At 62.2% G+C, this 19,614-nt stretch carries 15 protein-coding genes; 5 read left to right on the top strand and 10 right to left on the bottom strand.

The features are described from left to right. Positions 1-70 precede the first annotated feature (70 nt). A complete protein-coding gene (locus tag ACYU7Q_RS21725; protein ID WP_460611558.1) occupies positions 71-1,183 on the top strand; it encodes an ABC transporter permease in 1,113 nt (370 codons plus the stop codon). Between the two features lie 141 nt (positions 1,184-1,324). Then, positions 1,325-2,443, top strand: coding sequence for an ABC transporter permease (locus tag ACYU7Q_RS21730; protein ID WP_342300144.1), 1,119 nt, complete (start codon positions 1,325-1,327; stop codon positions 2,441-2,443). 637 nt (positions 2,444-3,080) lie between these two features. On the opposite strand, the gene ACYU7Q_RS21735 is transcribed toward ACYU7Q_RS21730, so the two are convergent. Continuing rightward, positions 3,081-4,499, bottom strand: coding sequence for a T9SS type A sorting domain-containing protein (locus ACYU7Q_RS21735; protein WP_460611559.1), 1,419 nt, complete (start codon positions 4,497-4,499; stop codon positions 3,081-3,083). Positions 4,500-4,824: 325 nt separating this feature from the next. On the opposite strand from ACYU7Q_RS21735, the gene ACYU7Q_RS21740 reads away from it, so the two are divergent. Continuing rightward, entirely contained in the window at positions 4,825-4,968 is a 144-nt protein-coding gene (locus tag ACYU7Q_RS21740; RefSeq protein WP_460611560.1) for a hypothetical protein, read from the top strand. A 142-nt stretch (positions 4,969-5,110) separates the two neighbouring features. On the opposite strand, the gene ACYU7Q_RS21745 is transcribed toward ACYU7Q_RS21740, so the two are convergent. From ACYU7Q_RS21745 to ACYU7Q_RS21760, 4 genes are all read right to left on the bottom strand, one after another. Beyond that, complete coding sequence (locus tag ACYU7Q_RS21745) at positions 5,111-6,622, bottom strand: IS1182 family transposase (protein ID WP_460611561.1); 1,512 nt, start codon at positions 6,620-6,622, stop codon at positions 5,111-5,113. Positions 6,623-6,764: 142 nt separating this feature from the next. Next, positions 6,765-8,348, bottom strand: coding sequence for an efflux MFS transporter permease (locus tag ACYU7Q_RS21750; protein WP_460611562.1), 1,584 nt, complete (start codon positions 8,346-8,348; stop codon positions 6,765-6,767). A 12-nt stretch (positions 8,349-8,360) separates the two neighbouring features. After that, positions 8,361-9,419 (bottom strand): HlyD family secretion protein, encoded by a 1,059-nt coding sequence (locus ACYU7Q_RS21755; RefSeq protein WP_460611563.1) that lies wholly within the window; start codon positions 9,417-9,419, stop codon positions 8,361-8,363. 5 nt (positions 9,420-9,424) lie between these two features. Next, a complete protein-coding gene (locus tag ACYU7Q_RS21760) occupies positions 9,425-10,675 on the bottom strand; it encodes a TolC family protein (RefSeq protein WP_460611564.1) in 1,251 nt (416 codons plus the stop codon). A gap of 197 nt (positions 10,676-10,872) precedes the next feature. On the opposite strand from ACYU7Q_RS21760, the gene ACYU7Q_RS21765 reads away from it, so the two are divergent. Next, positions 10,873-11,718 carry a helix-turn-helix domain-containing protein gene (locus tag ACYU7Q_RS21765; protein WP_460611565.1) on the top strand — a complete coding sequence of 282 codons (846 nt, stop codon included), beginning with the start codon at positions 10,873-10,875 and terminating at the stop codon, positions 11,716-11,718. A gap of 238 nt (positions 11,719-11,956) precedes the next feature. On the opposite strand, the gene ACYU7Q_RS21770 is transcribed toward ACYU7Q_RS21765, so the two are convergent. Both ACYU7Q_RS21770 and ACYU7Q_RS21775 read right to left on the bottom strand, forming a co-directional pair. Next, on the bottom strand, positions 11,957-12,502 hold the full coding sequence (locus ACYU7Q_RS21770) for a hypothetical protein (protein ID WP_460611566.1): 546 nt from the start codon (positions 12,500-12,502) through the stop codon (positions 11,957-11,959). Positions 12,503-12,594: 92 nt separating this feature from the next. Next, a complete protein-coding gene (locus ACYU7Q_RS21775) occupies positions 12,595-13,377 on the bottom strand; it encodes an IS5 family transposase (protein ID WP_460611567.1) in 783 nt (260 codons plus the stop codon). A gap of 814 nt (positions 13,378-14,191) precedes the next feature. On the opposite strand from ACYU7Q_RS21775, the gene ACYU7Q_RS21780 reads away from it, so the two are divergent. Next, positions 14,192-15,508 (top strand): T9SS type A sorting domain-containing protein, encoded by a 1,317-nt coding sequence (locus ACYU7Q_RS21780; protein WP_460611568.1) that lies wholly within the window; start codon positions 14,192-14,194, stop codon positions 15,506-15,508. Between the two features lie 134 nt (positions 15,509-15,642). Here the strand turns inward: ACYU7Q_RS21780 and ACYU7Q_RS21785 are convergent, their stop codons facing one another. From ACYU7Q_RS21785 to ACYU7Q_RS21795, 3 genes are all read right to left on the bottom strand, one after another. Continuing rightward, the gene (locus tag ACYU7Q_RS21785; protein WP_460611569.1) at positions 15,643-17,529 is read right to left on the bottom strand and encodes a cellulase family glycosylhydrolase; all 1,887 of its coding nucleotides are present in this window, start codon (positions 17,527-17,529) and stop codon (positions 15,643-15,645) included. A gap of 28 nt (positions 17,530-17,557) precedes the next feature. Then, the gene (locus tag ACYU7Q_RS21790) at positions 17,558-18,616 is read right to left on the bottom strand and encodes a LacI family DNA-binding transcriptional regulator (protein ID WP_460611570.1); all 1,059 of its coding nucleotides are present in this window, start codon (positions 18,614-18,616) and stop codon (positions 17,558-17,560) included. 315 nt (positions 18,617-18,931) lie between these two features. Further along, the coding region (locus ACYU7Q_RS21795; protein ID WP_460611571.1) for a glycoside hydrolase family 2 TIM barrel-domain containing protein at positions 18,932-19,614 on the bottom strand (683 nt) is incomplete at its 5' end.

The raw sequence follows: 19,614 nt of genomic DNA on the forward strand, positions 1-19,614 counted from the left end.
AAAGATGCTTCGACACGCTCAGCATGACGACCAGGAATAATTCATCACAGCACTACAGCCAATCAGCCCCATGAAAGCCTTCCTGATGTTCGTGCGGAAAGAGTTTTACCACATTTTCCGCGACCCGCGCACGCTGCTTATTCTCTTTGGGATGCCGGTGGCGCTGGTCACGCTGTTCGGCTTCGCGCTGACCAACGAAATCAAAAACGCCGATGTGGCCGTGCTCGACTTCGACCACGGGGGGCACGCCCGGCAGGTGCAAAACCGGCTGTTTTCGTCGGGCTATTTCGGGCTGCGCGACTATGCCCGCAGCTACCCCGACGTAGCCGCCGCCTTTCGTCAGGGCCACGTGAAGCTGGCCGTGGTATTCCCTGCGGGATTTTCCCAGGACCTCGACCACCTGGGCCACGCGCAGGTGCAGCTCGTGGCCGACGCCTCAGACCAGAACACGGCCATCAGCCTGGTAAACTACGCCACGGCCATCATCCGCAGCTATGAGCAGGAGGTTGCGCCGCGCCGGGCGGGCAGCCCCGGCCCGCGGGTAGAGGCCGTGGCCCGCCTGTATTTCAACCCCGGCTTAAAGGCGGCCTATACTTTCGTGCCCGGCACCATGGCCCTGATTCTGCTGCTGGTGTCGGCCATGCTCACCAGCATCACCATTGCCCGCGAGAAAGAAACCGGCACCATGGAAGTGCTGCTGGTGTCGCCGATGCGGCAGCTGCCCATCATCATTGGGAAGATTCTACCTTACTTCCTGTTGTCCTTCGTCAACGGCCTCATCATCTTAGCGTTGGGCGTGTGGGTGTTGCACATCCCGGAGCGCGGCAGCCTGGCCTTGCTCATCGGCGAAACGCTGCTCTACATCTTGGTGGCCCTCACGTTGGGCGTGCTGATTTCGACGCGGGCCGCCTCGCAGCAAACCGCCATGCTCACCTCCATGCTGGGTTTGCTGCTGCCCACGCTCATTCTCAGCGGCTTCCTGTTTCCGATTGAGAGCATGCCCCTGCCGCTGCAAACCATCTCGCGCATCATTCCAGCCCGTTACTTCATCGTTATCCTGAAAGGCATCATGATAAAAGGCCTCGGCCTGCGCGAGCTCTGGCGCGAAACGGCGGTGCTCATCGGCATGGCCGGCGGCCTGCTGCTGCTAGCGCTGGGCTCGTTGAAAAACCGCTTGGCGTGAATTCTGACCCGCACCTGCCAGCACGTCATGCCGAGCGCAGTGAAGCATCTCGCGTGCTTCGTTGAACGATTCAATTACTACCACAAGCGAAATGCTTTGCTGCACTCGGCATGACGTTCTAAAATTATCAGCTCTCTCACTATGCGTACCGTCTGGTTTCTCATCGAAAAAGAAGTGCGGCAGCTGCGGCGCAACCGCACGCTGCTGGCCTTGCTGCTGGTGGCGCCCATCGTGCAGCTGGTGCTGTTGTCGTTCGCGGCCAACTACGAAATCAAGAACCTGAACCTAGCCGTGGTCGACCAGGACCACAGCCCCGCGGCCCGGCGCCTGCTCGACAAGTTTCAGTACACTCCCTACTTCCGGCTGGTGCAGGTACGCCCCAGCAGCGCGGCCGCCGACCAGGACCTGCTCAGTGGCCGTGCCGATTTAGTGCTCGTCATCCCGCCCCACTTCGAGCGCGACTTGGTGCGGGGCGGGCAGGCGCGGGTACAACTGCTTGTTAATGCCCTCGACAACGTAAAGGCAGGCCTGGCCAGCTCCTACGCGGCCGGCATTGTGCAGGCCTACCAAGGCGAGGTGCGGCCCGCCACGGTGGCGGCCGCGGTGGGTGAGGTGCGCGGCCTGGAAGTGGTGCCGGCCTATTGGTACAACCCGCTACTGAACTACAAAACCTTCATGGTGCCGGGCATCTTGGTCGAAATTATCAGCTTGATTGTGATGATGGTGACCACGCTCAATATCGTGCGCGAAAAGGAAATCGGCACCATCGAGCAGCTTAACGTGACGCCCATTCGCAAGTGGCAGTTTATTCTGGGCAAGCTGCTGCCGTTTTGGGCGGCCGGCCTGTACCAGTTCACCATTGGGCTGCTGCTGGCGCGCTTTCTGTTTCACGTGCCCATGGTGGGGAGCGTGCCGCTGCTTTATGGCATCATGGCCGTGTTTTTGGTGGTGCCGCTGGGGCTGGGGCTACTCATTTCTTCGGTAAGCGAAACGCAGCAGCAGGCGCTGTTCGTGGCCTTTTTCTTCCTGATAATCTTCATTCTGCTCTGCGGGCTGTTCACGCCCATCGAGTACATGCCGGCCTGGGCCCGCGCCTTCGACCGCCTCAACCCGCTGGCTTACATTATCGACATTGCCCGCCGCATTTTGCTCAAGGGCAGCACCCTGCGCGACGTCCTCCAGCCCGTGCTCACCCTGCTGGGCATGGCCGTACTGGTGAACACGCTGGCCGTTTGGCGCTACCGCAAAACGTCTGGCTGATGCTCCACGGATGGTGACAAGGGGATTGTTGTTCGCCTTAACGAAAAATTCCCGCAGGGAAGGGGCGTAATCTCTAGGTTGTACAGACAATTACTTTTGTGTTCGTGAGTAGTATTGACGAACTTAATGACCGTGTGTAGGCGGCCCTGGCACCGCACCTGTCGGGCAAAACGGGCGACGTGGGCTGATAATCGCTTGTTTTTAAACAGCGAGTTTTGGGTGGCGCCTGCTAAGCGCGCCACGGGTGCGCTTAGCAGGCGCCACCCGCGCACTTTGGCAAGCACGACACGCTGCGCAAGCGCAGCCGGCGATGGGCACAGAAAGGCACCTGGCAGCGCTTGTTTGAGGCCGTGCAAGAACCCAACCTGGACTGGGTGATGCTCAATTTGACCTTGGTGCGTGCCCATGCCCAAGCGGCGGGCAGCCGAAAGACGATGGCCAGCTCCTCGCAAGCCAACGTCGTAGACCGCAAGAATGGGTTAAACGGCCGCCGAACCGTGATGCGTTGTCCGTGGGGATTACCTAGGTATAGTCGGCGAACTGGAAAGCGAACTGCGAGCCCAGCCGCGACGTGCACCGCCGCCCAATGGTCCATGATCGAAGCGGCCAATTGGAATTACACGGAGGCGCACCGCCGTTACTCCACGAGCACGCGCTGCACCACCGCCTCCTCGCCGGCTTGCAGGTGCAGCAGGTATATGCCGGGGGCCAAGCCCGCAGTGGAGACCGTGAAGGATGCGCCGGCGGCCGGCAGCGGGGCAGTTTGCTGCCGCACGCACTGGCCCACTGCGGTGCGGAGTTCGGCCCGCACTTCGGTGGACCAGCGCACTGCGGGCACGAACACCTCAAAACTGCCACTGCCATGGGCCGGGTTGGGGAAGAGGCGGATACCGGCCGCGGCGAGCGGCGAGCGAGTGGCCAACACGCTGGTATTGAGTAGTACACCCACTCTGGCGGTAGTGAAGTTGGCCGTAATCAGGTCGGGCTTTCCGTCGCTGTTCACGTCGGCCACAACGACATCGTTGGGCGCGCTGTTGCTGCCGGTGGAGAGGGCAGTGGCTGCGGCTGGGAAGCCCCCCGTGCCCTGGCCGAGCAGCACGCCCGCCGCGTTGAGGCCATAATTGGCCGACACCAAATCGAGCCGCCCGTCCCGGTTGAGGTCGCCCAGGGCCACCGATGGGGGCGCGCTGTTGGCGCCCGTCGAGTAGCTGGCCGCCGTGCCCAAGCCGCCCGTGCCAGTGCCCAGCAGCACGCTCGCCGTATTCTCGAACGTGTTGGCGGTGACCACGTCCGGCCTGCCGTCGTTGTTCACGTCGCCCAACTTCACGCGCTGTACGCTGCTGCCTCCGCTGAGGTAAGGGGTGCTTGTGCCAGAGAACGTGCCGGTGCCGCTGTTCAACAGCACGACCAGCTTGCCGTCCGAGGTGCCGACCACGATATCCGGTTTGCCGTCGTTGTTCATATCGCCCGCCGCCAGGCTCTGGGGGCTGCTGTTGCCGGTCGACACTTGCGTGGCGGCACCCATGCCCCCGATGCTGCGGCTCAGCAGCACGCCCACCGAACCGGTGGCGTTGTTGGCCACCATCACGTCCGCCCGGCCGTCACCGTTGACGTCGGCCAGCGCCAGCCCGGTCGGGTAGGTGAAGCTGCCCACCGCATAGGTCGTCGCGGCTTGGAATGTGCCGGTGCCGGTGCCCAGCAGCACGCCCACGTTGCTGTCGTTGGCGTTGAGCACGACGATATCTGCCTTGCCGTCGGCGTTTACGTCGCCCAGGGCCATTGCGCTGGCGTTGCCCGACGTTGCCCCACTGGCGTAGGTCGTGGCCGTGGCCGGGAAGGTGCCCGTGCCTGCGTTTAGTAGCACGCCTACCGTCGAGGAGGCATTGGCTAGGACAATGTCCTGTTTGCCGTCGCCGTTGAGGTCTTGCACGGCCACGGCACTCGTGCCCGTGCCGCCGCTGCCGTACGCAACCGCTGGCGCAAATGCGACGGACTGGGCCAGCACTTGGGTGGCGATGCCCGCCAACAAAAAAGTAGGGAGTAGAAAGTGTTTCATGCCGGAAGATAGCAGGTAACCGCGCGGTGCCCGGGCCCATCCGTTCGGGCCGGCAGGAAGATGACGCAACTGAGTGCTCCAACCGATAGAGTGGCGCACCGTGTCCTGGCCTGAATAGGCCTTCCGGGCTCGTTCAAATGATTGGCTCCGCTCATCCGTGAGTTCTGCATCAACACCGTTTTTAGACGGTAGTGCCTTTGGCCGCCAGACTGAAAGTGACAATGGGTACGTTTGTCGGCATATCCCGTTCGCCAGCACGCCATGAAATTGCTCCTCATGGCTTGCGGCCACCCTCACGGGCGCGGTACTTGGCACCACGGTACGGGTGTTCGATGCGCTGGGCCGCGAGGTGCTGGCCGCTACGGCCGATGCCAGCGGCACGGCGCCGCCGGTGCTGCCCGCTGGGCAGGCCACGGGCGTGTACGTGGTGCGCGTGGGCAGCAAGGCCCCGCGCCTCACGGTGGAGTAAATACGAGGGTAGTTGAACTGTTGCTTAAATCTCAAACCGCACGCATTATCTTGAGCCAAATACAATTCAAACTGAAACGCTGGTTAGGTCAAGAAGTCAAACTGCGTTTAGGAAAACGGTGGTGGCTGTTGCAGAACTCGGGTTAGGCGGTTCGGTTGCGGAGTCGCGGCTTCGCGAGAGCCCGCGTGGACGCTTCGGAGCGCCCATTGGACCGCCAAGTGCGTGCATTTGTGGCTAACAGGGGCTGTGGCAGGGCCACGGCTAGGCTCAACTGCCGTTCGGGGCGGTACTTGAGCAGCTTCTTGAGGTTGTAAGCGACGGCCGTGAGCAGCATGGTTTTGTGGGCCCCGGCGTGGCCGCGTACGTTCAGCCGGCGCAGACCGTAGTGGTGCAGCAGGTTTCCAAACACCGGTTCCACCGTGCCCTGGCGGACCCGGCGCATGCGCTGGCCCCGGCGGCTTTGCTGCCGTTGCCAGGCGCGGCGGTACGGGGCGTCGTAAAGGGTGCGGGTGAGTTGCTTGCGCTTGGCCCCGGGCACGCAGGTGGGCTTCAGCGGGCACTGTTGGCAGTCCTGGCAGGTGGCCCAATAGATTTTGAGCCAGTGGCCGTCGGTCGTGGTGTCGTACTTGCGAAAGGGCAGTACCTTGCCCGCCCGGCAGTGGTAGACGTCCTGCGCAGCGTCGTAGGTAAAGCCCTCGATTTCGGCTTTGTACTGGCCAAAGACCGGTATCCAGGTCGTCACCGCTTGCGCTTCGAGCAGGGCATAGTTCGAGCCGTTGGCGTAGCCCGCGTCGGCCAAGAGGTCGCGTAAGCGCAGTTCGTGGCCGCGCAGGTGTCGCTGCAGGCCGGCGAGCAGGCGGGGGAAATGCAGGCTGTCGCGGCTGTCGGCGTAATCGGCCTGCACGTGGCTGATGACGCCGTGGGCCGTGTCGACGGCCAGGCTGCAGAGGTGGTTGAGCGCCCGGGCCTTGCCGGGCTTGATGGAGATGCGCGCGTCCGGGTCGGTGGGGCTGTAATGCGTCTTGTTGCTGAGCAAACGCGCTTTTTCGTGCTGCGCACCCACGGGCCCGGGCTCGGCCCGGCGCTTGGCCTGCCGGGCGGCTTCGCGGCGCAACTGGTGCGCGGGCGCCGTGATAAGCGGCGGCCCCGACGTCGCCCGGTGTGGCGGGCCTGTGCCGGACAGGTGCGGTGCCTGGGCCGGCTGCGCCTGTTTTTCGGCCACGCTGTCTAGGGAGGCGTTGGCCTTGACGGGGGCCGAGTCGACGGCCTGCGTGTCGCCAGCCACCAGGCCCCGGGCCACGCACTGGGCGAAGACGTGGTCGAACAAGCGCTCAAACACGGCGGCTGGAAAGAGCTGGCGGGTGCGGCTCACGGTGGAATGCCAAGGCAATTCCTCGTCCACTTCGTAGCCCAGGAACCAGAGGAGGTCCAGCCGCAGGGCGCAGTGCTCAATGAGACGACGGTCGCTGACCAGGTTTTCCAGCCGGCCCACGAGCACGAGCTTGAAGAAGACCACCGGGTCGAGCGAGGGCTGGCCCGTGTGGCTGTAAAGCGCCCGCGTTTCCTCATAAAGGAAGGTCCAGTCGACCAGTTCGGCCTGCCGCCGGTACAGATTATGCGGCGGCACCCGCTCGGAAAGCCGAAAGCGGGTCACCTCTTTGTCGAGAAATGGTTTCTTGCCTTGCACCTTCCCTCTACGAACCCGACTTCTGCAACAGCCACGGTCCGTTTTTGCAGAAAATCCCTCCGTCTCCCAACGCGGGCCGGCATGACAGGACTCTTCCTCCTACTCCCGGCTACGGCAGGGGCCGCTGACGGAAGTAGCGGACCTTATTGCGCACCGGCGGAAACACTACCAGCGCCAGTATCAGCGCCGCAATGCCTGCGCTTATCATGGCATAGTAGCCCATCGAAAAGCGGAGTTGGCTTTGGGCTTCCATGGCGTTCGCCAGCAGGCGTACAGCCGCTTTCTGCGCCGGTTCGAACGCTAGGCCTTTGCCTTGGAGGGTTTGTTGGTAGCCTTGTAGCCGGGCGGCAAGGAAGGGATTGTCGAGGGCAGCTTCCTGCCGGAACCGGTCGTAGTGCGCCGAGCGCCAGAAGAGCTGGAAAAAGCCCGTCAGCGCCATCGAGCCACTGAAGGTGAAGAAGCGCACCGTCACGGCCGCGTAAGAGCCGGCCGCGCCCAGCGCGGGAGGCAGGGCCGACAGCGTGTAGACAATCAGCGGAATGAACAGCGTGCCGGTGCCCGCGCCCTGCAAAAACAAGGGCCCCAGGAACTCGGCCGGGCCGCGCGAGGGGCCGAACAGAAAGTACATCCACACATGGTACGCCAGCAGCAGGCCAAAGCCCACCAGCCAGATGTTGCGCATGGGCGTGCCCACCAGCACAAACCGCACGGTGAGCGCAATGCCAGCCACTGTGCCCGCCAGCGTAGCCAGCTGGATGTAGGAAAGATTCCAGGCGTCGAGCCGCAACGCGCCCACGAAGTAGCTGGTGGCAATGCCCGCGGTGCCCCGGCAGAGGTAGAAAAAAACGAACAGCACCAGCCCGACCCGAAAATTGCGGTAGCGCAGCACGCGCAGGTCGATGTAAGGACGCTTGAGGGTGAACTGCCGCAGCACGAACAGACTGCCAAAAATCAGCATCGCCAGCAGGGCCAGCAGGACGGTCCAACTCTGCGTCCAGTAGAGCTGCTGGCCGTACGACATGACGTAGGCAAACAACCCTAACACGATGGCAAAGTAGAGGAAGCTCGGCCATTCGAGCTGCGAGAGCGGCATTTTGCGCTTGAGCCGCACATCGTTGAGCAGCAGGATGAGGAGCAGCGCGCCGGGCAGCTGAAGCAGAATAAATACGTGAAACAGCGCCGGAAAATCAAACCGGTCCAGCGTCAGCGAGGCCACCATCGTGCTCAGGGGCGCGGCGGCCAGCAGCGCCCCGTAAAACACGGCATAGCCCATGGCCCGCGCCCGCTTCGATTCGAGCCGCGAGTAAATCAGCGTCAGGCAGGGGCTGCCAATGGCCGCGCCCACCATTCCCTGAAAAAAGCGCAGCCCAAACAGCACGTACGGCTGGTGCGTGAGCGTGCACAGCCACACGCTGAGGATGAGCAGAAACAGGCTCCAGATAAAATACTGCCGCGACAGCAGGTAGCTCGAAAACCGTGGGTCGAACGGAAAATACGCCACAAGCCCGGCGTAGTAAATCAGGATGGAAAACTGCACGTCGCTGGGCTCCATGCCGTAGAAGCCCGCCGCGTCGGCCGGGGTGCTGCCATAGAGCGCCAGCAGAATGCTTGAGGGCACCAGCGCCAGAAACAGCGTGGCGCGGATAAGCCACTCGGGCGCCCACGGCTTAAACAGGGGTTGGGGCGAATGCATGGGGTATGGCCGCTACTTGCGCACCGTGACGGTGGCGTTCATACCGGCTTCGAGCTGCGCCACCTTGGCGGGCGGGTCGGTAAGGCGAATGCGCACCGGGATGCGCTGAATGACCTTGATGAAGTTGCCGGTGGCGTTGTCGGGGGGGAGCAGCGAAAACCGCGCGCCCGTGGCCGGCGACAGCGACTCGACCTGGCCCGCGAACGTGGTGCCGGGGTCGGCGTCGGTGGTAACCTGCACCGGCTGGCCCACGTGCATGGCACGAATCTGGGTTTCCTTGAAGTTGGCCGTCACCCACTTGCCCTGCTGCGTATTCACGATGAAGGCCAGTGGCTGCCCGGCCTGCACCAGCTGGCCATCCTGAATGGTGAGGCGGCCCATCTTGCCATTGTAAGGCGCCGTGATAACGGTGTACGACAAGTCGAGCCGCGCTTTCTGCAGCGCCGCCTGGCGCCGCTTTATCTCGGCCAGCAGCACCGCCCGCTGCCCTTTGGTTTCATCGACTTTGGAGCGGGAGGTCGCATAGCCGCCCTGCAGCGCCGCAAATTCGGAGCGCGCCACGGCCAGCGCCGTCTGCTGGCGCTCGAACTGCTGGCGCGTCACGGCTTCGTCGGCCAGCAGCTTTTTGTAGCGGTCAAACTCCTGCTGCTGCTCGCGCAGGCGGGCGCGCGCGGCTCCAATCTGCGCCTGGCTCACCTCGGAGGTGCGCTCCGAGGTTTGCACGTTGCTGCCCAGCACCGCCAGCTGCGCCTGCGTGTTGGCCAGCGCCGCCTCGGCTTCGGCGACCGGCAGCTGGTAGTCGCGGTCGTCGAGCACCACCAGCGTATCGCCGGCCCGCACGGCCTGGTTTTCCTGGTAGCGGATGCGGTGGATGTAGCCCGCCACCTTGCTGTTCAGGGGGTTAATGTATTCTTCGACCTGCGCGTCGTTGGTTTCTTCGTAGCGCAGCAGGCGCCAGCCCGTGATGCCGCCCCAGAGGAGCAGCGCCACAAACAGCAGCCCGGCCATCCAGCTGGTCAGGTGGGTAATAACCCGGTCGGCCCGGTTGTCGGAATTTTTCGGCTTGGTCATCTAAATTAAAGTTTGCCGAGGGCCTTTTGAAGTTGATAGTACTGCGTGGCCGCCTGCACCTGCGCCGACACCAGGGCAAAGCGCGACTGCAGGAGTTGGTTGTCGGCATCGAGCAGGTCGGTAAGCAGGGCCAGCTGGTTGAAATACGTGCTGCGCACAATGCGGTAGTTTTCGGTGGCCTGCTGGATGTTTTGCTCGGCCATGCGCATGCGCTCCAGCGTTTCCTGGTAGCGCACGTAGGCCGTTTTCACTTCCTGCCGCTTGTCGTCGAGCACGTGCTCTTCGGCCAGCTTTTGCCGCTCTACGGTCAGCTCGGCTACGTTTTCGGCGTGGCGGTCGGTGTACAACGCCGAGAGCTTGTAATTGATGCGCACGCCCACCTGGCCGAGGCCATAAATCTGCCCCACGTTGGGAAACACCAGGCGGTTGGGGTAGGTGTAGCCGTAGCCGGCAAAGAGCCCCACCTGCGGCCGCTTGGCCGCTTCCGTCTCCTGCAGCCGCGCCTCGCTGATGCGCGACTGCAAGCCCGCAATCCGGGGCTCGAACGCCTCCTGCTGCGCCTGGCGCAGGTAGTCGTCGTAGCTGCCGCTCAGGGCTGCGCCGGGGGGGAGGATGTCGGCGGCCGGCACGTTGGGCTGGTCTTCGGGGGCGCCCATCAGCAGGTTGAGGCGCTGGTTGGCCAGGGTGATGTTGTTGCCGATTTCGGTCAGCAGCAGCTTCTGCCGCGAGTATTGCAGCTCGGCCCGCAGCATATCGCTGCGCAGCACCACGCCGTTTTTATACAGCGACTGAATCTGGTGCAGGCGCTTCTCCGACTCGCGCACGTTGCTTTCGGTCAGCGTTTTATACACGGCGTTGCTTTTCAGGTCGAGGTAGGCCGCGGCCACCCGCAAGCGGATGTCGGCCTGCGTCAGGTGGAGACGCTGCGTTTCGACCTCGGCCGTCAGCTGCTGGGCGGCAATCTGGCTTTTGATGCGGCCGCCGGTATACACGTCCCACTCGGTGCCCACGTGCGCCGCATAGGCGTGCGGACTGGGCGGCACCGCAATGGCCTCGGGGTTTTTCAGCCCCGCGCCCGGCTGATACAGCTCCAACCCACCCAGGTAGGCGTACTCGCCGCCCGTTTGCACGGTGGGCAGGCGCTCGGTCTGACGGTCTTTTACCTGTTCCTGGCTGATGGCTACCTGCTTGCGTTGCAGCAGCACTTCCTTGTTGTGGGTTTCGGCGCGCTGCCAGGCCGCTTGCAGCGTCAGCACTGGTGAAGCGGGCTGCGCGTTCTGTGCATTTACCGGGTAGATTGCTGTGAATAAGGATAATACACCCAACAGATGCCCCCGACTTCGGTACTTCATTTTCAGTGCGTTTTTACACCACAAAGTTACCAGCACCCAAAAGCGTAGGCTTTTTCTAATTAGCCATAAATTTGCTTAAACCGGCCAAATCCTCCTCTGCCATGTCCAGCGCGACTACCCTTACCGCCGAAGATTTTTTGCAACAGGTCGCCGACATCGACGCCCGGCCCGAAAGCATGTTTGTTCAGCATCAGCGCACGGAACACAACTACCCGCTGCACCATCATCAGAAAGGACAGTTTCTGTACGTAGAGGAAGGGTTGGCGTACCTCCACACCTTGAACCGCACGTATTTCCTGCCCCCGAGGCACTACGTCTGGATTCCGCCGCTGCTGGACCATTTCATCTTCGTGCAGTCGCACAGTCATTTGCTGCACAACATCTGCTTTGCCGTTGCCGACGACTTAACCCATCCTTTTTACAGCGTACTGGGGATTTACCCGGTCACGACGCTGCTTTATGAGATGCTGCTGTATACCGAGCCATGGGCCGGGCACATCGAGCCGGCCGATGCGGAGCGGTTTCAGTTTCTGGCGACGCTCAAGTCCATTCTGCCGACCATCAGCCGGCATCCGCTGCCTATCAGCCTGCCCACCACCGACGATGAGCGCCTGCGGCCCCTGCTGGCCTACGTTGCCAAAAACCTGGGCGAGCCCCTGGAGTTAGGAGCGCTGGCCCGGCAGTTCGGCTTCAGCACGCGCACGCTTACGCGGCTATTCCAGCAGCGCATGAGCCTGTCGTTTGTCCAGTATCTGAAGCTCTGCCGCATCATCGCCGCCATGGAGCTGCTGCTGCAAACGTCCAAGAGCATTAGCGAAATAGCCTACGAAGTAGGGTATAACAGCCTGTCGGCGTTCAGCAATACCTTTTACCAGCTCGTCCAGCGACGCCCAAGCGACTTTTTGCCCCAGGAGCGCCGGCAGAGTAAGCATATCCGGCGGCAATAGGGTCGGAGACCGAACAAACGAACACGGATGCTAGTATGTGCTCAGCGGCCTCGATAGCCCGTTGTATTGCAAAATATGCGGAAATGGTGTGCAGAAACTGCATGGTCGACTTACAGGTTTTGGCCTGTTCGTTTAATAGCGCCCATTACCAATCGTTTACGAAAGCGGTCCAACGAGCCAAAGGAGCATTTCAGGAAAGCGGCCTTATCAGCCTTGAAGAGCGCAAAGGCCGTTTCCCCTATTGTTCCGCCTTTGCCTGCAAAGAGGCTGGTACTAATCGGTGGTCCTTCGTGAAGGAAGCGCATTGGTTCGTGGTAACTGCTGGAAAACGCTTTGCCCATTGCTGATACTGGTTTACTTCGGTGGGCTCTCCGCTTCGAAAAAAGACGTGTTGCGACTCGTCGAAGTGGGAATAGGGCTCTTCTGCCTGTGGCGGCAGGACCTGCACGCGCCGGATGTCGCGGGCAAACACGTAGACGGTTTCTCCTTTAGTGAAGGCACGGGCGGAATTGCTATCGGTTTGTAAGACCAGCACCGTATCACGCCGGGGGCGTCCCTTTTTCCAACGGGTGACTTGCACCAGCACATCCGGACCCAACAAGCGCGGGCCCGTTCCCGGAGTGCGCGGGGCAATGGCCGCGAAGGCACGCCCGATAAACACCGCATCAGACTGGTCGTAGAGTTGCTGCAGTTGCGCCTCACTCTCAAACCACCGGCAGCTACAAGCCAAGGACGGGGCCGCGCAACAGAGGATGCACAGCAAGGAACCAGAATGCCTACGCATAACAGCAGTTTAAAGCCCTCAAGGTAGTGAATGCAATGGAGTTGAGCAGGCTTCCGCTTCCAAGTTGGCAGACTAAGAGCGTGTTTGGGATTTCAATCGGCGGTAGCACGTCGTAAGGTCATGGTTAGATTGGCGAGCAGTATCCACGCCACGTGGCTGGCTGGGGTGCGTTCGTAATCCACGACGATGCGTCGAAAGTAATTGAGCCAGGCGAAGGTGCGTTCCACCACCCAGCGTTTGGCGACGGGCACGAAGCCCCGGCCGACGCTAGGCGGGCGGCTCGCCACCTGATGCTGCCAGCTCAGGGCCCGGACCTGCCGGGCAAAACGTCCTTGATACGCGCTGTCGGTCAGCACGGTGCGCAGCCGGCTGGCCCAGCCCGGGCGAAGCTGGTCGCGCCGGGGCAAGAGCGCGTAGGCGGCGCGGCTATCGTGGCCACTGGCCGCATGCACGGCGACCTGCCAGCTGCGGCCGCCCGTGTCGCAGAGCACCTGGCGCTTGCGCCCATTGATGCGCTTGTGGGCGTCGAGGCCCCGCTGCTGGCCTAGGCGCGGGGCCAGTTTGACGCTTTGCGCGTCGACCAGGGCCAGCGACGGGGTGTGCAGGCGATTCCGCGCCAGCCGGTCCACGCGATTAGCGGCTTCATTGAGTCGTTGCAGCAGGCCGGTGGTTTGCCAGCGGGCGAAATAATAGTACACGGCTGGCCACGGAGGAAAGCGGGCTGGCAGACACCGCCACTGGCAGCCCGTTCGGCAGATATAACGCAGCGCATCAAGTACTTGCCGTAGGCACAGGCGGCGTTTGCGGTGAACGGGCAGCAACGGCGCAATAACTTGCCACTGCGAGTCAGTAAGGGTTTGATAGCTCTCAACCATAAAGCGAACCGGAGCCTAGGAACTCCGGCCGCAACTTACTGACTCGTTTCTTTTTGCCTTGCCAATTCCCAAACACGTTCTAAAAGGGGCTGGCAAGGAAAAGGAGCGTTTAGATGCTTCCCTTTCGGTTTAGACGCTAATAAATCAGCCTGCACAATAAACGGCCCCAGTCCCTGAGCTGCCAGCTTTCTGCGGCAATGGTGCGGTGCTGCCAACCATTCGGTCCTGGCTATATCTGTTCTCAGACGGCCTGATTCCACGTGACCAACGTGTCCCGTTTCGCGGTTTTCTGCGTAATCGATTACGGGGATTGATGATGAAATAAAGCCAGAAAAAAGCAGCGTAGGGTATCGGCACGCGATTTAGCACCGGCGAAAACTTGTGCGATTGAATATACCTTGAAATCATAAATTTCACCTGGTCAGGCTTTCGTTGCACTCAATTTTTTGTGATGAAATAATTCCCCTGGCCAGCAACCGCAACTAGTAAAGAATAACATACTAAAGGGGCAGTTACCATCGGGTAGTCACGAGGCAAACGAGCAGTAGATGATGCTATTCCTTGTTCAATACCATATGACTTGAGGAGCACGGACTCTGCCATAAGTAGCCGGGCCATCGTGTGTCCACTTCGAACATTTTGCTCTTTTTAAAGATGGTCACTACTGTTACACCAAACCAGCTTTCACTAATCATCCAAACCCCACCCTATGGTAAACCTTGACTCAATCCGTTGGAAACGCATAATGCACCCCGTTCCGCGGCTACTAATTGCTTGCTGGGCTTGTTCACCGCTACTGAGTTTCGGCCAAGCAGTGCCCTTCACCCAAGGCACGCTGGCCGTGGCGCGCTATGGCGACCGAACGGGCGCCGCGCCTACGAGCGGCGTGACGCTGCCCGCGGCGCTGGACGAGTACACGACCACTGGCACGCTCGTGCGCAGCATTAGCATTCCCGTGGCCGATGCGGGCTCCAACTTTGGCCTGACCGGCTCAGCCGTGCGCAGCAACAACGACGGGGTGATGGGCATCTCGCCCGACCGCACAAAGCTCTCCCTGGCGGCCTACAACCTGCCCCCGGGCACCGCCAACGCCGCTTCGGCCTCGACGGCCAGCCGGGTGGTAGCCATTTTCGATGCGCAGGGCAACATTAACACCTCGGCCGGCTTCAGCAGTACCACCAACCCGCTGCGCACCTCGCTGGTGACCAATGCAGGCGGCATCTACGTGGCTTTCGGGGCTGAAACCGCCGGCATAACGTATGCCCCGGCCCCGACAGCTGTTACCCCACCGGCGTCCGTAGTGCCGACGGCGGTGCTGCCGCTCGTCAGCGCTAAGAAGATGCAGGTGTACGACGGCAACCTGTATTTCACCACCTCCAGCACGGGGGCCACGACGAGCGGAGCGAAAATCCGGCGGTTTACGGGCCTGCCCACGGCGGCTGCCACCGCCGTGGACCTACCCGGCATTCCGGCTACGGGCACCCCGGCCGCCGGTGCCTTTGTGATGTTTGACGTGAACCCGGCCGTGCCGGGCGTGGACCTGCTGTATTACACGGACGACGTGACGGCCGGCTCCCCGGTGAACAAATACACTTTCAACGGCACGACGTGGACCGCGCGCGGCACTTACACGCTCACGGGCGTGACCGATGGCCTGATTCGGGACATGACCGGGCAGCTGGAAAACGGCGTGCCCACCCTCTATGCCGTCACTTATACCTCGCTGGTGAAGCTGGCAGATGCCAGTGCCTACACGGCCAACATCAGCGTGACCAAAACCGCGCTGGTCGATAACCTGAGCGGCGGGAGCTACGCCTTCCGCGGCATCTCGTTCTCGCCGGGCACCCGCGAAACCATTGCCCTGAACACGGCCTCGGCCCAACTGGCGCAGGAAATTACCCTTTCGCCTAACCCCGCCCAGGCCGAAGTTTACCTCAGCCTGCCAGCCACGCTGCAACGCGAAACCCTGGCCGTGTCGGTTATCAATGCGCTGGGCCAAACGGTGCGGACGCAAAAATCAACCCCTGGTGCCGGACGCATGCTGCCGCTGACTGGTTTGACCGCCGGGGTTTACACCCTACGGCTGGAAACCAGCGCTGGTGTGGTGAATAAGCGCCTGATTTGCGAGTAACCGCCGCCTTGCTTCTGGGTCGGCCAGGAGCACAGCAAATACCAACAAGAACGGCCCGCTGTGCTTATCAAAGCGCAACGGGCCGTTTCTGTTGGCCGGCATCAGGGATGCAAACAGCTTTTTAGCGCTGCAATCTACGGTTTCTGCGACGCGGAAGCAGTCGCCTCCAACTCAAAGCGCAGCCAGGCTAGCTCGGTCGCGGGCTGCTCGATGAGCAGCTGCACCGTGTGCCGCCCCGCCGGCAGCACCGCCGTGGTCGAAAACGTTTGCCAGGCTGTGGCCCCGCCCGTGCTGGGCACGGCTACCGAGGCCAACGGGGCGCCGTCCAGCTTGAGCAACATCTTGCCTTCCGCAGGGCCCGCGTTGGCAGCGCGCAGCTGCACGGTGTAGGTGCCGGCCTGTGCCACCGTGAGGGTGTAGTTCATCCATTCGCCGGCCGCCAGGTGGCCCACGGCCAGGCCGCGCGTGGTCCCGTCGCGGACGGAGTCAATGTCCACGCCGTCGTTGCGGTAGCGGCCGCCTTCGTTCCAGGGGGCGTGATTGCGGAAATCCGTGCGGGCCGAATAGGTGTCGTGGTAGGCCACTTCGGCCGGGCCCATGTCGTAAGCCACCAGCGGGATGGTGCCCGGAATGCGCAGGTCGGCGAAGGGCGTGCTGGCGGTGGTGGGCTGGGTGAGGGCGGCCAGCACGTCTTTGTTGGGCGTGCAGCGGCTGTAACGGATGTTGCGCAGCAACGTTGCGCGGCCCTGGGGCGTGAGGATGCTGCCGTAGGGCGCCACGTTTAGCAGGCTGGTGCGGCCGTCCACGCGCTTCACCGTCCAGTGGCACCAGCCAATGCGCTGCGCCTCCAGGCCCTGCCGCGCCGTGCGGAACCACTCGTTGGAGTTTTCGCCGGTTTCGCCCACCCACACCGGCACCTGCCACCGGTCGCGGAAGGCGGCCACGTTGGCAATCAGGTTCACCTGGTTGGGATGCGGGTCGAGGGCCGTGGGGCTGTTGGTGCACCAGTAGCGGTGGGCGTTGTACACCAGATTGGCGCGGCTGGCGACCGGAAACTGGTCCGGGGTGAGTTGGGTGTACTCGTTGCCGTAGCCGTTGCCTTCGAGCAGGATGAGGTGCTGGTCGTTCTGGGCCCGCACGGCGGCCACCAGCCGGGCGTAGAGCGCGTGCAGCTCCGTGTTGTCGGCCGACAGGCCGTGCTCGGCGTTGAGGTTGTGGGGCTCGTTGATGAGGTCGTACATGCCCACGCGCGGGTCGGCGCGGTAGCGGGCCGCCAGCTTTTCCCACAGCCGCACGGTAATGTCTTGGTAGATGAGCCGGCCCTTGGCGTCGTGCCGTTTCCAGAGGTCCAGGGGCAGGAAGTTGTCGTTGATGTTGCGGTCGGTGCCCTGGCCGCCGGGGGCGGCGTGCAGGTCAAGCACCACGTACATGTGGTTGGCGGCGCACCAGCTCAGCACCTGGTCAATCAGGCGAAACCCTTCCAACTGCTTGGCATTGGTGAAGAGCTGGTTCGCATCGTACCATGTGCTCAGCTGCTGCACGTAGGCATCGAGCTGGCGCGGGTCGCGCAGGGCCTGGGAGCGGGCGTTGCGCTGGGCTGCGGTCAGAAACAGGTCGTAGTGAAACGGCAGCCGCACGCAGTTGAAACCCTGCCGGGCCATCAAGTCAATCTCCTTTTTCGTGACGAAGCCGGCCCGGTATTTTCGGTAAAACTTCTCCATTTCCGCCTCCGGCATTTGCCGCAGCAGCCCGCGCTTGATGCGGCCCTGCGAATCCAGCGTGTCGGTTTTCAGAATGTAGCTTTCCTGCAACAGCCAGCCGCCGACGTTGCAGCCCCGCAGCAGCACCGCCTGGCCTTGGGCATTCACTATTTCCGGCCCTTTGGCTTGCAGCATCGGAAGGCCTTGCGCGGCGGCCCCTTGGCTCAGCAGCGTCAGCAGCGCCAAGCCCGCCAGCAGCGCTTGTTTGGGACTGCGTTGGCAAACAAGACGGTTGATGGTTGAGCGTAAGAGTATTTTCATTAAGTAGAAAATTAGATGGTTACTGCTTCTAAGCGCACCTGTTTAGGGTAATTATCCCCTGCTTTTTCGACCCGGTAACGGCGGTTGAGTCCCGCTTAATCAGCGTCGACTTCAGCACCAGGCTCTGGGCGGGCAGCACCGGCTTTTTCTTTTCTATCGCCCGGATGAGAATGGCGGCGGCCTCGCGCCCGATGTGGTGAGCGGGCTGGGTGATGGTGGAGAGGGGAGGGGCGAGCAGCGACACGTCTTCCAGGTTGGAGAAGCCGATGATTTTGATGTCTTCGGGGATGCGCCGGCCCAACTCGTTGCAGACCTGGTAGGCGCTGGCAGCCAGGCGCTCAACCGACGCAAAGATGCCGTCGATGTCGGGCCGGCGCCGCAATAATTTTCGTACGAGCGCCACGTTCCGGCCATCGTCGCTCACGCCGCTCACCACCAGGTCAGGGTCGTGCGGGAGGCCGTGGGCCTGAAGCGCGTCCAGATACCCCTGGTGGCGCAGCTGGCCGATGGATAGCTTGTTGGAAATGAGCAGGTGGGCGATGGTTCGGCAGCCACCGGCGATGAGGTGCTCAGTGGCTTCCCGGCCGCTTTCGTAGTCGTTGGTGGTGACCGTTGCCGTGGGCACCTCGCCGCAAACGCGGTCAAAAAACACGATGGGCAGGCCGGTGTCCGCGAAGGCTTTGAGGGGCGCAAAATCCTGGGTTTCGCTGGCCACCGACATGAGCAGCCCGTCGGCCCGCCCGCCGCCGAGGTGCTGCAAAATGGCCGCTTCCCGCGCGTAATCGTCGTGGGTCAGGCAGATTAAGACGTAGAAGCCGTTTTGGCGGGCTACTTCTTCGATGCCGTTGATGGCAAGGGCGAAAAAGGGGTTGGTGACTTTGGGAATGACCACCGCAATGGTCCGACTTACGTTGCGGCGCAAGCTGCTGGCGTAGGCATTCGGCTGGTAGTTGAGCTCGGCCGCCAGCTGATGCACCCGCTCCTTGGTTTGCGGCGAGATTTCATGGCTGTCGCGCAGGGCCCGCGAAACCGAAGCGACGGTGAGATTGAGCGCTTGCGCGAGTTGTTTTAATTTGATGACAGCCATTCCAGCGAAGTTCTAGGTGGAAGAATTCGAAGCGGACTTTTCGCATTTGATTACCCCAGCCGCGTGCTGGCAAGCGGCCCGGAAACGGCCAGCCGCAGGCCCCTGGCCAGGGCTAATGGTTAACACGGCATCAATGCTTGCTGGCGGCTACCGGCCATAGTTGTCCCAACCCGGGCCTCACTGCTACGTTCCCACCATTTTCGTGAGGCGCCGTGCGGGGTTGAGCAACTGCGTTGCAGAATTCGGTAGAATTCTGCGGCCGGCAGCCGCCAGGTAAGCATGCAGGAGCCAGTAGAAAGGCTCGGAGAAAGGCACTTATTTGCCGTCGTATTTCGCGGCTTGCTGACGATAGTAGTCCTGGAGCACGTAGAACGCCTTCTTCTTGACGCCGGTGCTCGAAATCAAGCCCTTGCGGTTAAAGCCGTTCTGGTACACCGGGTGTTGGCGGCGGGTGGCGCGGAAATCGGCCAGAATCCAGGGCGTCATGCCGCGCAGGCCCTGAATGTGGCCGAGCATTTTCAGCTGATTCTGGTACAAGGCCTCCTGAAATTCCTCGCTCCACCGGGTGTTGGCGTCGCCGTGGTAGCCGGCCAGGGCGTCGCCGCCAAACTCGCTGATGACCACGGGCTTGTTGTACTTGATGTTGAACGTGTAGTTGGGCACGTCGCTGAGCTTGTCGTTCCAGTACCAGCCGGCGTATTCGTTGAAGCTGGCCAGGTCGAGCTCGGCGCCGAGGTCGTCGTCCACGGTCACTTGCGGGCCGTTACGGTGCAGCTCCAGCGCCGCTGCTACCAGGCGGGTGTCGTCGAGGGCGCGGGCTTTGTGCACCAGGCTGGTCATGAATTTCAGGCGGGCTGCGCCGGGCGGCGTCTCGTTGCCGACGGACCAGACGACGATGCTGGCGCGGTTTTTCCCCATCGAAATCAGGTCGGAGAGTTGGGTTTCGGCGTTCTGGTAGGTGGCTTGGTTTTGCCAGGCAATGGTCCAGTACACGGGCA

The organism is Hymenobacter terrigena (assembly GCF_054776515.1).

Excerpts from the sequence above, each read along its gene's own strand:
- ACYU7Q_RS21770 (WP_460611566.1), bottom strand. The coding sequence starts at position 12,502 with ATGCGTAGGCATTCTGGTTCCTTGCTGTGCATCCTCTGTTGCGCGGCC.
- ACYU7Q_RS21785 (WP_460611569.1), bottom strand. The coding sequence starts at position 17,529 with ATGAAAATACTCTTACGCTCAACCATCAACCGTCTTGTTTGCCAACGC.
- ACYU7Q_RS21725 (WP_460611558.1), top strand. The coding sequence starts at position 71 with ATGAAAGCCTTCCTGATGTTCGTGCGGAAAGAGTTTTACCACATTTTC.
- ACYU7Q_RS21765 (WP_460611565.1), top strand. The coding sequence starts at position 10,873 with ATGTCCAGCGCGACTACCCTTACCGCCGAAGATTTTTTGCAACAGGTC.
- ACYU7Q_RS21750 (WP_460611562.1), bottom strand. The coding sequence starts at position 8,348 with ATGCATTCGCCCCAACCCCTGTTTAAGCCGTGGGCGCCCGAGTGGCTT.
- ACYU7Q_RS21775 (WP_460611567.1), bottom strand. The coding sequence starts at position 13,377 with ATGGTTGAGAGCTATCAAACCCTTACTGACTCGCAGTGGCAAGTTATT.
- ACYU7Q_RS21755 (WP_460611563.1), bottom strand. The coding sequence starts at position 9,419 with ATGACCAAGCCGAAAAATTCCGACAACCGGGCCGACCGGGTTATTACC.
- ACYU7Q_RS21730 (WP_342300144.1), top strand. The coding sequence starts at position 1,325 with ATGCGTACCGTCTGGTTTCTCATCGAAAAAGAAGTGCGGCAGCTGCGG.
- ACYU7Q_RS21735 (WP_460611559.1), bottom strand. The coding sequence starts at position 4,499 with ATGAAACACTTTCTACTCCCTACTTTTTTGTTGGCGGGCATCGCCACC.
- ACYU7Q_RS21790 (WP_460611570.1), bottom strand. The coding sequence starts at position 18,616 with ATGGCTGTCATCAAATTAAAACAACTCGCGCAAGCGCTCAATCTCACC.